Raw genomic sequence first — 14,079 nt, 5'->3', positions numbered from 1 at the left:
CTTGAGGTGGGGGGATTCGTCGTGGAGCGGCAGGCGGCCACGCGCACAGCTGCCGCCGCTCCACGACGGAAATCTCTCGTCGGGGAGCTTCCCGTACGGAGATGAGATCCGGCTCAGGCGAAGACGGCCAGGCTCTTGGCCTTGCCCTTCAGCTCCTCGGCCAGGACCAGGAAGCGGCCCTCCGGATCGAAGACCGCGACGGCGCCGGCTCCGGCGTACTCCCCCGGCATCTCGATCCGTACGCCGTTGAGCAGCAGCTTCGCCCGCCGCTCGTCCACGTCCCAGCGCGGGAACGCGGCAGCGGCGGCGTCGGCCACCGGCATCACCGTCAGCTCCTCCTGGAGCTGGTCGATGGTCCTGGCCGCGTCCAGCTTGTACGGCCCGACGCGGGTGCGCCGCAGTGCCGTCAGATGGCCGCCGACCCCGAGGTCCGCGCCCAGGTCGCGGGCGAGGGCCCGGATGTACGTCCCCGACGAGCAGACCACGGAGACGACCAGGTCGAGTACGGGGGTGCCGTCGTCGGCGACGGCGTCCCTGACGTCGTACACCGTGAACGCGGAGATCTTCACCGGGCGGGCCGGGATCTCGAAGTCCTCGCCCTCGCGTGCCCGCGCGTAGGACCGCTTGCCGTCGATCTTGATGGCGCTGACCTTCGACGGCACCTGCATGATGTCGCCGGAAAGCTTGGCGATGCCCGCGTCGATGGCGTCCCGCTTGATGCCCGAGGCGTCGGCGGACGAGGTGAACTCACCCTCGGCGTCGTCCGTGACCGTGTTCTGGCCGAGCCGGATCGTGCCGAGGTACTCCTTCTCCGTCAGCGCGAGGTGGCCGAGGAGCTTGGTCGCCCGCTCGACCCCGAGGACGAGAACGCCCGTCGCCATGGGGTCGAGGGTGCCCGCGTGGCCGACGCGGCGGGTCTTGGCGATCCCGCGCATCTTGGCGACCACGTCATGCGAAGTGAAGCCGGACGGCTTGTCGACGATGACAAGTCCGTCCGGCGTCTTGTTGCCGGTGCTGCTCATGCGCGGGCGTCGCCGTCCGTTTCTTCTGCGTCGTCGGCGGACTCGTCCTCGGGCTTGCGGTACGGGTCGGCCCCGCCGGCGAACTCGGCGCCCGCGGACACCTCGCGCACCTTCTCGTCCGACATCCGGGCCCGGTCGAGGAGGTCCTCGATGGCCCGTGCGTTGTCCGGCAGCGCGTCCGCCACGAAGGCGAGGCTGGGGGTGAACTTCACGCCCGCCGCCTGGCCGACCGCGGAACGGAGGACGCCCTTGGCGCTCTCCAGACCGGCGGCGGCCGCCGCGCGGTCCTCGTCGTCCCCGTAGACCGTGTAGAAGACGGTCGCCTCTCGCAGGTCACCCGTGACCCGGGTGTCCGTGATGGTCACATGCGTACCGAGCCGCGGGTCCTTGATCCCGCGCTGCAGCTTCTGGGCAACCACCTCTCGGATGAGGTCCGCCAGCCTTTTCGCCCGCGCGTTGTCGGCCACTGCTCCGTCTCCTTCTTCGCCTTGCTGTGCAATCAGTCTTCGTCGCCGTGGAGCCTGCGTCGAACGGAGAGCAGCTCCACCTCCGGACGGGCGGCGACCAGGCGCTCGCACCGGTCCAGTACGTCGGTGAGGTGCCCCGTCTCCCCGGAGACCAGCGCCAGGCCGATCTCGGCCCGGCGATGGAGGTCCTGGTTCCCCGTCTCCGCCGCACTCACCGCGTGCTTGCGGATGAGTTCGGCGACGATCGGCCGGACGACGGAGCGTTTCTCCTTCAGCGAGCGAACGTCGCCGAGGAGCAGATCGAAGGACAGTGTCCCCACATACATGTGTGTCCGGATGTCCCGCCGGTTCGGGGTCGTGCCCCGCCAACCACTTGGCAGGGACACAAGAACCGTACACGGAACGGCCGGGGCCGATCGACGGGATTTACCTCCCCTCGACCGGCCCCGGTTCGAGCTGTCGTGATCAGCCTCGCGGCTTCTCGCGCATCTCGTACGTCGCGATGACGTCGTCGATCTTGATGTCGTTGAAGTTGCCGAGGTTGATACCGCCCTCGAACCCTTCGCGGATCTCGGTGACGTCGTCCTTGAAGCGGCGCAGACCGGAGATGTTGAGGCTCTCCGCGATGACCTTGCCGTCGCGGATGAGGCGCGCCTTGGTGTTGCGCTTGACCTCGCCCGACCGGACAAGAACACCGGCGATGTTGCCCAGCTTGGACGAGCGGAAGATCTCGCGGATCTCCGCCGTGCCGAGCTCGACCTCTTCGTACTCCGGCTTGAGCATGCCCTTGAGGGCCGCTTCGATCTCTTCGATCGCCTGGTAGATGACCGAGTAGTACCGGACGTCCACGCCTTCGCGATCGGCCATCTGGGCGGCACGACCGGCCGCACGGACGTTGAAGCCGATCACGATCGCGTCGGAGCCGGTCGCCAGGTCGATGTCCGACTCGGTGACCGCACCCACGCCGCGGTGCAGGACGCGGATGTCGACCTCTTCGCCGACGTCGAGCTGGAGCAGCGAGGACTCGAGGGCCTCCACCGAACCGGACGCGTCGCCCTTGATGATGAGGTTGAGTTCCTGCACCAGACCGGCCTTGAGGGCCTCGTCCAGGTTCTCCAGGGAGAACCGCACACCCTTGCGGGCGAAGCGGACGTTGCGCTCACGGGCGGCACGCTTCTCGGCGATCTGACGGGCCGTACGGTCCTCGTCGACAACCAGGAAGTTGTCGCCGGCACCCGGCACGTTGGTGAGACCGAGGACGAGGACCGGAGTCGAGGGACCCGCCTCCGTCACGTTCTCGCCCTTGTCGTCGAGCATCGCGCGGACTCGGCCGTACGCGTCGCCGACCACCATCGTGTCACCGACGCGGAGGGTACCGCGCTGGACCAGGACGGTCGCGACGGCGCCGCGGCCCTTGTCCAGGTGGGACTCGATCGCAATACCCTGCGCGTCCTGCTCCGGGTTGGCCCGCAGGTCGAGCGAGGCGTCCGCGGTCAGGACCACGGCCTCCAGGAGGGACTCGATGTTCAGTCCCTGCTTGGCGGAGATGTCGACGAACATCGTGTCGCCGCCGTACTCCTCGGCGACCAGACCGAACTCGGTGAGCTGACCGCGCACCTTGGTCGGGTCGGCACCCTCGACGTCGATCTTGTTGACCGCGACCACGATCGGCACGTCGGCCGCCTTGGCGTGGTTCAGCGCCTCGATCGTCTGCGGCATCACACCGTCGTTCGCCGCGACCACGAGGATCGCGATGTCGGTGGACTTCGCACCACGGGCACGCATGGCGGTGAACGCCTCGTGACCGGGGGTGTCGATGAAGGTGATGCGACGGTCTTCGCCGTTGACCTCGGCGCCGACCTGGTAGGCACCGATGTGCTGCGTGATGCCGCCGGCCTCGCCCGCGATGACGTTCGTCTTGCGGATCGCGTCCAGAAGACGGGTCTTGCCGTGGTCGACGTGACCCATGACGGTGACGACGGGCGGACGCGCCATGAGCGCTTCCTCGCCGCCCTCGTCCTCGCCAAACTCGATGTCGAAGGACTCGAGCAGCTCGCGGTCCTCCTCCTCGGGGCTGACGATCTCGAGGACGAAGTTCATCTCGTCCGCGAGCAGCTTCAGCGTCTCGTCCGGCACGGACTGCGTGGCCGTGACCATCTCGCCGAGGTTCATCATCACGCCGACGAGCGACGCCGGGTTGGCGTTGATCTTCTCGGCGAAGTCGGTCAGCGAGGCACCACGGGACAGGCGGACCGCCTGGCCGTTGCCCCTCGGCAGCATGACGCCGCCGACCGACGGAGCCTGCATCGACTCGTACTCCTGGCGCCTCTGCCGCTTCGACTTGCGACCACGACGGGCGGGCCCGCCGGGACGGCCGAAGGCACCCTGCGTGCCACCACGGGCACCGGGACCGCCGGGACGGCCACCGAAGCCGGGACGACCGCCGCCGCCACCGGGACGACCGGCGAAGCCGCCGCCACCGCCACCGGGACCGCCGGGACGACCGGCGAAGCCGCCACCGCCACCACCGGGACGACCCGCGAAGCCGCCGCCACCGGGACGACCGCCGCCACCGGCACCGCCGGGACGACCGCCACCACCGGGACCACGGCCACCGCCGGGGCCACCACCGGGACGCGGGCCAGCAGCGGGACGCTGCGGCATCATGCCCGGGTTCGGACGGTTACCGCCGCCACCGGGGGCGCCACCGGGACGCGGGGCACCGCCCTGCGGGCGAGGCATGCCGCCGGGGCTGGGGCGAGCGCCGCCCTGACCCTGCGGACGAGGAGCACCCTGGCCGCCCTGGCCCTGCGGGCGCGGGGCGCCGCCGGGACCGCCGGGGCCACCCTGGCCGCCGGGACGCGGGGCGCCGCCCGGACGGGGCGCCTGCGGGCGCGCCATGCCGGTGGAGCCACCAGAGGTGAAGGGGTTGTTGCCGGGGCGCGGTCCTGCCGGACGGCCACCGGGGCGCGGGGCGCCACCCTGGCCGCCGGGACGAGGAGCGCCACCCTGACGGTCGTTGCGGTCGCCACGACCCTGGCCCTGACCACCCTGACCCTGACCACCCTGGCCGGGGGCCGGACGGCCCGCGGGCTTCGGGGCACCCGGGCGAGCGCCCGGACGGGGACCTGCCGGCGCCGAGGAGGCGGCCGGAGCGGCCGGCGGAGCGGTGAACTCCGGGGCTGCCGGGGCCGGCGACGCCGGAGCCGGGGTGACCGGCGCGGCGGGGGCGGCCGGAGCTGCCGGCGCCGGCTTGGGCGTCGGCGGCTTCGGACCCGGGCGCGGGCCGGGAGCGGCCGGGGAGGCCGCGGGCTTGTCGGCCGCGGCGGCGGGCTTGGCCGCCGGCGGCTTGGGCGCGGCCGGACCCGGACGGGCGGCCTGCGCGGAAGAGGGTGCCGACGGCGTCGCCGGCTTGGGGGCGGCCTGCTTGCGCGGCGCCCCGGGCTTGGCGGCGGACTTGCCGTTGCCGCCACCCGTGTTCAATGCGTCAGTCAGTTTACGTACTACGGGCGCCTCGATCGTCGAGGACGCCGAACGTACGAATTCACCGAGTTCTTGGAGCTTGGCCATGACGACCTTGCTCTCTACGCCGAACTCCTTGGCGAGCTCGTATACCCGGACCTTAGCCACTTCGCTCCTTTTAGGTCCGGGTTACGCCGGACCGTCGCTACTTCATGGGCGTACTCATCGCGTGCTCATCGAGTGCTCATCGCAATCTCGACCTACTTCCAACTCGCGGAATACCAGGGTCGCGCGGGGTTCCGCGCGACCTTCCTTACGGTGTTGCCTGCTGGGCAACTGTCTCGACGGCTCGGCGCAAGTCCGCCGTGTCGAGCGGGCCCGGAGCCCGGAAGGCCCTCGGGAACGCCCTGCGTCGGACCGCCAGGTCGAGACAGACCGGGACGGGGTGGATATACGCACCCCGGCCGGGCAGCGTACCGCTTGGATCGGGGGCGCAAGCGCCCCCTTTCGCCACGATGCGCAGCAGATCGCTCTTGGCCGCTCGCTCCCGGCACCCCACACAGGTGCGTTCAGGGCATGCGCGGGCTTGCGTCCGGCCAGACACGATTAAGTCTACCTCCCCGTACCGACCTCACCCCTTTGGGGCAAAAATCGAACGGTTGTTGTCTTGATCAAGACTCCTGAGAGTCCTGCGGCTGCTCGGTGTCCGGGCGGATGTCGATGCGCCAGCCCGTGAGCCGCGCGGCGAGGCGGGCGTTCTGGCCCTCCTTGCCGATGGCGAGGGACAGCTGGTAGTCCGGCACCGTGACCCGTGCGGAACGGGCCGCCATGTCGACGATCTCCACCTTGCTGACCCGCGCCGGCGACAGCGCGTGGGCGACCATCTCGCCCGGGTCGTCCGACCAGTCGACGATGTCGATCTTCTCGCCGTTGAGCTCGGCCATGACGTTGCGCACGCGCTGGCCCATCGGACCGATGCAGGCGCCCTTGGCGTTGAGGCCCTGACGGGTCGAACGCACCGCGATCTTGGTCCGGTGGCCGGCCTCACGGGCGATGGCCGAGATCTCGACCGACCCGTCGGCGATCTCCGGGACCTCGAGCGCGAAGAGCTTCTTGACGAGGTTCGGGTGCGTACGGGACAGCGTGACCGAGGGGCCACGGACACCCTTCGCCACCCGGACGACGTACGAACGAAGGCGCAGGCCGTGGGAGTACTCCTCGCCCGGCACCTGCTCCTGCACCGGCAGGATGGCCTCGAGCTTGCCGATGTCGACGAGCACGTTCTTCGGGTCGCGGCCCTGCTGGACGACGCCCGTGACGATGTCGCCCTCACGGCCCGCGTACTCGCCGAGGGTCGCGTCGTCCTCGGCGTCGCGCAGGCGCTGCAGGATGACCTGCTTGGCGGTCGTCGCGGCGATACGGCCGAAGTCGGACGGGGTGTCGTCGAACTCCTTGGCTTCCTGACCCTCTTCGAGGTCAGCCGGGTCCTCCGTCGCCCACACCGTCACATGGCCGCTCTCGCGGTCCAGCTTCACGCGGGCGCGACGGAAGCTGCCGTCGGTGCGGTGGTAAGCGATGAGGAGGGCCGACTCGATCGCCTCGACCAGCAGGTCGAAGGAGATCTCCTTCTCCCGGACCAGACCCCGCAGGGCACTCATGTCGATGTCCACGGCTACGCCTCCTCTTCCTTCTTGTCCTTGCGGTTGAACTCGACCTCGACGCGCGCCTTGGCGATCTCGTCGAAGGTGAGCCTGCGGGCGGTGGGCTTGCGCCCCTTCACGCCCGGTACTTCAAGATTCATGCCCTCGTCGTCCACGTCGAGGATGCGGGCGATCAGCTCGTCGCCGCCCTCCGTGAGCTGGAACTTCACCAGGCGGCCGACGGCGCGCAGATAGTGGCGGTGCTCCGTCAGCGGGCGCTCGGCGCCCGGGGAGCCGACTTCGAGGGTGTACTCCCCGTCGCCCATCGCGTCGCTCTCGTCGAGCTTCTCCGAGAGTTCGCGGCTGATCTCCGCGATCTGGTCCAGGTCCACGCCGTCGTCCGAGTCGACGACCACCCGCAGCACCCGCTTGCGTCCGACCGAGGCCACTTCGATCTCTTCGAGATCCAGTTCCTTCGAGCTGACGAGCGGTTCCAGCAGTTCTCGCAGCCTCTCGCTCTGGGTGGTGCTCATCCGGGTGACTCCTCGGCCGCGTGTGCTGTTGTGGGTTCGTCGTGTGTCAGGTCAAAGGGTATCCGGTCCCGAGGGGTGTTGCCGCCCGCCGGCGGGCCCCTGTCGGGCCGCGACCCGCCCGTTCTCCGCCCGGCGCCGAGCCGCTCACGCGTACGAGGGCAGGCCGCAGGTACGGTGATCACCGGGCTCACGCCCGGCTCGCCCACCTTCTGACTGCCTGCCTTTCTGGCCTTCCTGCCGAGGACGTCTGCCGTGCCGTCGTATCCCACCCCCTCGCACGCCCCCTCGGGGCCGCGCCGCAGGAGCCTGCTGACCGGGGCCGCAGGAGCGGCCGGGGCCGTGCTCCTGTCGGGCTGCTCGTCCGCCTCCACGGACGCGGACGAGCGCCCGTCCGCCACCGCACGCCTGCGCGCGCGCAGCGCCCAGGACAGCGGTGAGCTGCTGAAACGGTACGACGCTGTCCTCGCCGCACACCCCTCGCTGGCCGGTCGCCTCGATCCGCTGCGGGCGGAGGTGAAGCGGCACGAGAAGGCCTTCGCGGAGGGGTCCGCGCCGCCGAGCCCCGCCGCCGCTTCGGGCTCCCCCTCCCCCTCCGCGGCGCCCTCCCGCAAGCCCTCCGTCCCCAAGGACGAGAAGGAAGCCGTGCGCGAGCTGGCCGAGGCCGAGCGGAAGCTGGCGAAGCGGCGCGGGAACGACCTGCTCGACGCGCCGCCGGAACTGGCCAGGCTGCTCGCCTCGGTGGCGGCGTCGGGCGCAGCGCACGCGTATCTGCTGACGGAGGGCGACAAGTGAGCGAGTCCAAGGACGAGTTGCGGGCGGTGCAGGCCGCGCTGGGTGCCGAGCACGCCGCCGTGTACGGCTTCGGGGTCGTCGGCGGCCGGATCGGCGAGGACCGCAGGGACGAGGCGCGCACGGCGTACGACGCGCATCGCGCCCGGCGCGACGAGTTGCAGCGCGCCGTGCGCGACCTGGGCGGCGAGCCCGAGCCCTCGGCTGCCGCCTACGCGCTGCCGTTCAAGGTGCCGGACTCCGCGGCCGCCGTACGGCTCGCGACGGAGCTGGAGGAGCGGGTCGCGGGCGTCTACTCGGATCTCGTACGGGCCGCCACCGGCACCCGGCGTGCGCACGCGGCCGAAGCGCTGCGGGAGGCGGCGGTCCGTGCGGCGCGGTGGCGCGGCGGGAGCGTAACCTTCCCTGGTCTCGCCGAGCGGGCCGCCACTTCCGGCTCCTCGGCGCCCAAGGCCTAGGGTCCGTCAGCGGGACCCTGGCCCGCTCAGGAAGGGAACACGTCGCGTATGGCTCTCGAACCGCCCCGGCGTCTGGTCACCGCACTCGGTGAGACGGCGCAGGACGGCGACGACTGGCTGGAGAAGCTGCCCGGCGCAGCCGAACAGGCCGTCGCTCTACGCGAGTTGACCGTCGAGCGGGTCCATGTGCCCGGCGGGCGCAGCAGTCTCGTCGTCATGGTGCGCCAGGCCGACGAGACGCCCGCGGTGCTGAAGCTGGTGCCGCCGAGGTCGCGTCCCGAGAGCGAGCGGGCCGCGCTCGCGCACTGGAACGGGCTCGGCGCCGTACGGCTCCTCGATCCCTCGGCCGCGGACGGCGCCCTCCTGCTCGAACGGCTGCACCGCGATGTGTCGGTCCGCTCGCTGCCGGAGGCCAAGGCTCTCCTCGAAGCTGCGGGCACCCTGCGCCGACTGTGGGTCCAGCCGCCCACGGATCACCGTTTCGAGACGGTCGCCGAGCGGACGGGGCGGCAGGCGGAGGCGATGCGGGCGTCGGCCGACGGGGAGGTCGCGCCCTTGGTGGACGCGGCTCTCGCGGCCCGGGAGGAGCTGCTCGCCGGGGACGCGGAGGTGCGGTTGCTGCACGGCACGTTCCGGCAGAGCAAGGTGCTCCAGGGGGATCGCGTGCCGTGGCTGGCCGTGGGCCCTGACCCGGTCGTCGGGGAAACGGCGTTCGACCTGGCGCGTCTTGTGCGTGACCGCGTCGAGGACCTGATCGCCTCCCCCTCGGGGTCCTCGATCACCCGCCGCCGGGTGAAGAAGCTGGCCGAGTCGCTGGATGTGGATCAGGAGCGACTGCGGGGGTGGACGTTGTTCCGGGCCGTGGAGTCGGGGGTGCGGGCCCGCCGTGTCGGGCGGGAGCAGGATGCGGAGCTGTTGTTGGAGTTCGCGGGGTGGCTTTAACCGAGTTCGTCCTCAAACGCCGGACGGGCTGGAAATCCAGCCCGTCCGGCGTTTGAGGACATCTTGTACGGGGTCTGGGGCGGAGCCCCAGCGTCCGACTCAGGCAGTCAGTCGCGCGATCGCCTCGGCAACGGTGAGCTCCTCGCGCTCTCCGGTCCTGCGGTCCTTCAGCTCCACCACACCCTCGGCCGAGCGACGGCCCGCGACGAGAATCTGCGGCACACCGATCAGCTCCGCGTCGGTGAACTTCACGCCGGGCGAGACGCCCGCACGATCGTCGACCAGAACCCGCACACCCGCCGCGTTCAGCTGCTCGGAGACGTCGAGGGCGAGCTCCGTCTGGAGCGCCTTGCCCGCGGCCACCACGTGCACGTCGGCCGGGGCGATCTCGCGGGGCCAGCACAGGCCCTTGTCGTCCGCGGTCTGCTCGGCGAGCGCCGCCACCGCGCGCGAGACGCCGATGCCGTACGAGCCCATGGTCACGCGGACCGGCTTGCCCTGCTGGCCGAGCACGTCCAGCTGGAAGGCGTCGGCGAACTTGCGGCCCAGCTGGAAGATGTGGCCGATCTCGATGGCGCGGTCCAGCTTCAGGCCGGTGCCGCACTGGGGGCAGGGGTCGCCCTCCTCGACGACCACGACGTCCAGGTAGTCGTCGACCTCGAAGTCACGGCCGGCGACGACGTTCTTCGCGTGCGTGTTGATCTTGTTGGCGCCGGTGATCCAGGCCGTGCCGGCCGCCACCCGCGGGTCGGCGATGTAGCGGACCTTCTCCAGGCCCTGCGGACCGACGTAACCGCGTACGAGATCGTCGCGGCCCTCGAAGTCCTCCGCCGTCACCAGTTCCACGACGGCGGGCGACAGGTGCTCGCCGAGCTTGCCGAGGTCGACCTCGCGGTCGCCGGGGACGCCCACGGCGACGATCTCGCCGTCGACCTTGACCAGGAGGTTCTTCAGGGTCGCCGACGCGGGCACACCGAGGTGGGCCGCGAGCGTCTCGATGGTCGGGGTGTCGGGGGTGTCCAGGTCCTCGACGGGGCCGTGCGCCGAGGCATCCGCGGTTTCCCTGACCACGAAGGACACGGCCTCCGTGTTGGCCGCGTAGTCGCACGCGGGGCAGTCCACGAACGTGTCCTCGCCGGCCGGCGCGGGCGCCAGGAACTCCTCGGAGGCCGAGCCGCCCATCGCGCCGGAGACGGCGGAGACGATGCGGTGGTCGAGGCCGAGGCGCTCGAAGATCTTGATGTACGCGGCGCGGTGCAGGGCGTACGACTCGGCGAGGCCCTCGTCCGTCGTGTCGAAGGAGTACGAGTCCTTCATCTGGAACTCGCGGCCACGGAGCACACCGGCGCGGGGACGGGCCTCGTCGCGGTACTTCGTCTGGATCTGGTACAGCACGACCGGCAGGTCCTTGTAGGACGAGCACTGGTCCTTGACGATCTGGGTGAAGATCTCCTCGTGCGTGGGACCGAGGAGGTAGTCCGCACCCTTGCGGTCCTTGAGGCGGAAGAGCAGGTCGCCGTACTCGTCGTAACGGCCCGTCGCGTCGTACGACTCCTTGGGCAGGAGCGCGGGCAGGAGGACCTCCTGGGCGCCGATGGCGTCCATCTCCTCGCGCACGACGTTGGTGATGTTGTCCAGGACCTTCTTGCCCAGCGGCAGCCAGGACCAGATGCCGGCGGCGGTGCGGCGGACGTATCCGGCCCGAACGAGAAGCTTGTGGTTGAGCGTCTCTGCGTCCGCCGGGTCGTCGCGCAGTGTCTTGATCATCAAGCGGGACATGCGCTGGACCTGGGCCATGGTGAACTCCTGCGTGGAAAGGGTGATGGGCAGGAGGTTACGCGGGGCCCCGGCGCGGGCGGAAATCGGTTAGGTGCCCGGACGCCTCAGCGGCAGGGGCGCGCCCATCACCGCGTACGGCTTCTGGGCGCTGGGGAACTGCACGTTGCGGGCCAGGTCGGTGTACCCGAGGGAGCGGTAGAGGCCCCGCGCGGGGCTCTCGACGTCGATCGCGGAGAGGATCGAACGGGGCTGGTCGGCGGCGTCCGTGATGGTGGTGATGAGCGTGCGGCCGATCCCCCGGTTCTGGTGGCCGGGCTGCACATGCAGCTCGGTGATCACGAAGGAGTCGTCGAGCCAGTCCTCCATGCCGCGCACGCGCAGATACGGCTCGACGACCGTGGACCACCAGTGGCCGCGGTCGTTGGGCATGCCGTAGACGAAGGCGACGAGCCGCCCCTCGGGGGTGGTGGCGCCGAGCGCGCGGGCGCCGGGGTAGGTGATGTGCCGCAGCACGATCTGCCGCCGCACGGTCACCTCGTCGTCGCTGAGCCCGAAGGCGTGGGCCTGCACCCGCAGCGCTTCGTCCACGTGCGTGGCGAGGTCGAGCGGCCCGATCACGACGTCGTCAGTCATGCGCCGAACTTTAACTCGCGGACGGGGGTGTGTGAGGAGTGCGGTGTGAGACGCGTAGGGGCTGGAAGGAGGCTAGAACAGGACGCTCATGAACGCCCCGACCTCCCGGAAACCCACCCGCCGGTACGCCGCCCTGGCCGCGGTGTTGAAGTCGTTGACGTAGAGGCTGACCACGGGGGCGACGTCCGCGAGGGCGTAGCGCAGGACGGCCGCCATGCCCGGTGCCGCGTAGCCCTGGCCCCGGTACTCGGGGGCCACCCAGACGCCCTGCACCTGGCAGGCCAGCGCCGTGGCCGCGCCGATCTCCGCCTTGAAGATGACCTTGCCGTCGCGGTCGAGGCGGGCGAAGGAGCGCCCCGTGCCGACGAGTTCGGCGACCCGCGCCTGGTAGAGCAGTCCGCCGTCGCCGGCGAGCGGCGAGATGCCGACCTCCTCGGTGAACATCGCCACGCACGCCGGCATGATCGTCTCCATCTCGTCCTTGCGGACGCGACGGACGTAGGGGTCGGGGGTGATGTCCTGCGGAAGCCGGTCGGTGACCATCAGGGGCTGCTGGGCACGGACCTCGCGGGCGGGGCCCCAGGAGGGTTCGAGCAGCCGCCACAGCTGGGCGGTGGGCTCGGCCGGGCCGACGATGGAGGAGCAGCGGCGGCCTGCCCTGCGGGCGCGGTCCGCGAAGGCGCGGACCGCTCGCGGGGTCGCGCAGATCGGGACGAGGTTGGCGCCCGCGTAGCAGAGGGACTCCAGCATTCCGTCCTGGTACCAGCCCCACATCTCGCCGCCGAGCCGCCACGGGTCGAGGCCCGCGACGCGGACCCGCGAGGTCACGAAGGCGTTGGCCACCGGCTCGCGGTCGAGCACGGCGAGCGCGGCGTCCAGGTCACTCGGTTCGAGGACCCTGGTGGTGGTCTGAGTCAACACGTGCGGGGGCCTCACCATTACGGTCTGCTGATCTCCGCACTGTACCTGGCGGGGGCGCCTTGTGCGGGGGGCCCTTTGTCCTCTGGGGTTCCTCGCCGCGGGCGGGTGCTCCCCGTGGGGCCGATACCTTTTCGTCGCTTCGCGGCGGATTTTTCCCGCCCACCGCCCCGAGTGCCCCGCAGTACACACGTGGGCCCCGCCACCGTGTCGGTGGCGGGGCCCACATGACGGGAAAGTCAGCCCGCGACAGCGACCGTCGGCTCCCCGGAAGGGATTCCGTCCTTCTCCATCTGTTCGGCGATCTTCATGGCCTCTTCGATGAGGGTCTCCACGATCTTCGACTCGGGGACGGTCTTGATGACCTCGCCCTTGACGAAGATCTGGCCCTTGCCGTTGCCGGAGGCGACGCCGAGGTCGGCCTCGCGGGCCTCGCCGGGGCCGTTCACGACGCAGCCCATGACGGCGACGCGGAGGGGGACCTCCATGCCGTCCAGGCCCGCGGTGACCTCTTCGGCCAGTTTGTAGACGTCGACCTGGGCGCGGCCGCAGGACGGGCAGGAGACGATCTCCAGGCGGCGCGGCTTGAGGTTGAGGGACTCCAGGATCTGGATGCCGACCTTGATCTCCTCCACCGGCGGGGCCGAGAGCGAGACGCGGATCGTGTCGCCGATGCCCTCGGAGAGCAGCGCGCCGAAGGCGACCGCCGACTTGATCGTGCCCTGGAAGGCCGGTCCGGCCTCGGTCACGCCGAGGTGCAGGGGGTAGTCGCAGGCCGCGGCAAGCTGGCGGTAGGCGTTGACCATGACCACCGGGTCGTTGTGCTTGACCGAGATCTTGATGTCCCGGAAGCCGTGCTCTTCGAAGAGGGACGCCTCCCACAGGGCCGACTCGACCAGCGCCTCCGGAGTCGCCTTGCCGTACTTCTTGAGAAGGCGTGCGTCCAGCGAACCCGCGTTCACGCCGATGCGGATCGGGGTGCCCGCGTCGTTCGCGGCCCGCGCGATCTCCTTGACCTTGTCGTCGAACTGCTTGATGTTGCCCGGGTTCACACGGACAGCGGCGCAGCCGGCGTCGATCGCCGCGAAGACGTACTTCGGCTGGAAGTGGATGTCGGCGATCACCGGGATCTGCGACTTGCGCGCGATCGTCGCCAGGGCGTCCGCGTCGTCCTGCGTAGGACAGGCGACCCGCACGATCTGGCAGCCGGACGCGGTGAGTTCGGCGATCTGCTGCAGCGTCGCGCCGATGTCGGACGTACGCGTCGTCGTCATCGACTGCACCGACACGGGTGCGTCGCCGCCGACGGCGACCGTACCGACCTGGATCTTGCGGCTGACCCGGCGGTCGGCGAGCTTGGTCGGTACGGACGGGATTCCGAGAGAAACGGCAGTCATCTGGCGTGCATCCCCAAGGTGTGGATCAAGGTCCCGAGT

General features: G+C 70.7%; 14 protein-coding genes. 3 read left to right on the top strand and 11 right to left on the bottom strand.

Features of this window, described 5'->3' with window-relative positions; all coding sequences use genetic code 11:
- Positions 1 to 113: 113 nt before the first annotated feature.
- The 7 genes from truB to rimP form a co-directional block, all read right to left on the bottom strand.
- Entirely contained in the window at positions 114 to 1,022 is a 909-nt protein-coding gene (gene truB / locus AB0I66_RS38010; protein ID WP_363212632.1) for a tRNA pseudouridine(55) synthase TruB, read from the bottom strand.
- Complete coding sequence (gene rbfA / locus AB0I66_RS38005; protein WP_363212631.1) at positions 1,019 to 1,489, bottom strand: 30S ribosome-binding factor RbfA; 471 nt, start codon at positions 1,487 to 1,489, stop codon at positions 1,019 to 1,021. Before rbfA ends, truB begins: the two co-directional genes overlap by 4 nt.
- 32 nt (positions 1,490 to 1,521) lie before the next feature.
- Positions 1,522 to 1,815, bottom strand: coding sequence for a DUF503 domain-containing protein (locus AB0I66_RS38000; protein WP_363212630.1), 294 nt, complete (start codon positions 1,813 to 1,815; stop codon positions 1,522 to 1,524).
- A 139-nt stretch (positions 1,816 to 1,954) separates the two neighbouring features.
- Positions 1,955 to 5,119: a translation initiation factor IF-2 gene (gene infB / locus AB0I66_RS37995; RefSeq protein ID WP_363212629.1), complete on the bottom strand. Its 3,165-nt coding sequence runs from the start codon at positions 5,117 to 5,119 to the stop codon at positions 1,955 to 1,957.
- A gap of 145 nt (positions 5,120 to 5,264) precedes the next feature.
- Positions 5,265 to 5,555, bottom strand: coding sequence for a DUF448 domain-containing protein (locus AB0I66_RS37990; RefSeq protein WP_363212628.1), 291 nt, complete (start codon positions 5,553 to 5,555; stop codon positions 5,265 to 5,267).
- Between the two features lie 67 nt (positions 5,556 to 5,622).
- Entirely contained in the window at positions 5,623 to 6,621 is a 999-nt protein-coding gene (gene nusA, locus AB0I66_RS37985; RefSeq protein ID WP_363212627.1) for a transcription termination factor NusA, read from the bottom strand.
- Between the two features lie 2 nt (positions 6,622 to 6,623).
- Entirely contained in the window at positions 6,624 to 7,124 is a 501-nt protein-coding gene (gene rimP, locus AB0I66_RS37980) for a ribosome maturation factor RimP (protein ID WP_363212626.1), read from the bottom strand.
- Between the two features lie 252 nt (positions 7,125 to 7,376).
- Between rimP and AB0I66_RS37975 the strand changes: the two genes are divergently transcribed.
- The 3 genes from AB0I66_RS37975 to AB0I66_RS37965 are packed head-to-tail and all read left to right on the top strand — an operon-like array spanning position 7,377 to position 9,313.
- Positions 7,377 to 7,916: a hypothetical protein gene (locus tag AB0I66_RS37975; protein WP_363212625.1), complete on the top strand. Its 540-nt coding sequence runs from the start codon at positions 7,377 to 7,379 to the stop codon at positions 7,914 to 7,916.
- Positions 7,913 to 8,371 (top strand): ferritin-like domain-containing protein, encoded by a 459-nt coding sequence (locus AB0I66_RS37970; protein WP_363212624.1) that lies wholly within the window; start codon positions 7,913 to 7,915, stop codon positions 8,369 to 8,371. The genes AB0I66_RS37975 and AB0I66_RS37970 overlap by 4 nt, the downstream gene beginning before the upstream one ends.
- Before the next feature lie 48 nt (positions 8,372 to 8,419).
- Positions 8,420 to 9,313 (top strand): aminoglycoside phosphotransferase family protein, encoded by an 894-nt coding sequence (locus tag AB0I66_RS37965; protein ID WP_363212623.1) that lies wholly within the window; start codon positions 8,420 to 8,422, stop codon positions 9,311 to 9,313.
- Positions 9,314 to 9,412: 99 nt separating this feature from the next.
- Here AB0I66_RS37965 and AB0I66_RS37960 read toward each other — a convergent pair whose 3' ends face one another.
- The 4 genes from AB0I66_RS37960 to ispG all read right to left on the bottom strand — a co-directional run bounded on the left by AB0I66_RS37960 (position 9,413) and on the right by ispG (position 14,040).
- On the bottom strand, positions 9,413 to 11,110 hold the full coding sequence (locus tag AB0I66_RS37960; protein ID WP_363212622.1) for a proline--tRNA ligase: 1,698 nt from the start codon (positions 11,108 to 11,110) through the stop codon (positions 9,413 to 9,415).
- A 69-nt stretch (positions 11,111 to 11,179) separates the two neighbouring features.
- Positions 11,180 to 11,725: a GNAT family N-acetyltransferase gene (locus AB0I66_RS37955; RefSeq protein WP_363212621.1), complete on the bottom strand. Its 546-nt coding sequence runs from the start codon at positions 11,723 to 11,725 to the stop codon at positions 11,180 to 11,182.
- A gap of 72 nt (positions 11,726 to 11,797) precedes the next feature.
- Complete coding sequence (locus AB0I66_RS37950; protein ID WP_363212620.1) at positions 11,798 to 12,646, bottom strand: GNAT family N-acetyltransferase; 849 nt, start codon at positions 12,644 to 12,646, stop codon at positions 11,798 to 11,800.
- A gap of 236 nt (positions 12,647 to 12,882) precedes the next feature.
- Entirely contained in the window at positions 12,883 to 14,040 is a 1,158-nt protein-coding gene (gene ispG / locus AB0I66_RS37945; protein ID WP_190084813.1) for a flavodoxin-dependent (E)-4-hydroxy-3-methylbut-2-enyl-diphosphate synthase, read from the bottom strand.
- Positions 14,041 to 14,079 lie beyond the last annotated feature (39 nt).

Source organism: Streptomyces sp. NPDC050439 (assembly GCF_040655335.1).
Lineage (GTDB): Bacteria > Actinomycetota > Actinomycetes > Streptomycetales > Streptomycetaceae > Streptomyces.
This window is presented reverse-complemented; position numbering and strand designations above follow the sequence as displayed.

What these genes read in the sequence shown, in the direction of transcription:
- AB0I66_RS38000 (WP_363212630.1), bottom strand. Translation starts at nt 1,815, where the DNA reads ATGTATGTGGGGACACTGTCCTTCGATCTGCTCCTCGGCGACGTTCGC.
- truB (WP_363212632.1), bottom strand. Translation starts at nt 1,022, where the DNA reads ATGAGCAGCACCGGCAACAAGACGCCGGACGGACTTGTCATCGTCGAC.
- rimP (WP_363212626.1), bottom strand. Translation starts at nt 7,124, where the DNA reads ATGAGCACCACCCAGAGCGAGAGGCTGCGAGAACTGCTGGAACCGCTC.
- AB0I66_RS37965 (WP_363212623.1), top strand. Translation starts at nt 8,420, where the DNA reads ATGGCTCTCGAACCGCCCCGGCGTCTGGTCACCGCACTCGGTGAGACG.
- AB0I66_RS37960 (WP_363212622.1), bottom strand. Translation starts at nt 11,110, where the DNA reads ATGGCCCAGGTCCAGCGCATGTCCCGCTTGATGATCAAGACACTGCGC.
- ispG (WP_190084813.1), bottom strand. Translation starts at nt 14,040, where the DNA reads ATGACTGCCGTTTCTCTCGGAATCCCGTCCGTACCGACCAAGCTCGCC.
- AB0I66_RS37955 (WP_363212621.1), bottom strand. Translation starts at nt 11,725, where the DNA reads ATGACTGACGACGTCGTGATCGGGCCGCTCGACCTCGCCACGCACGTG.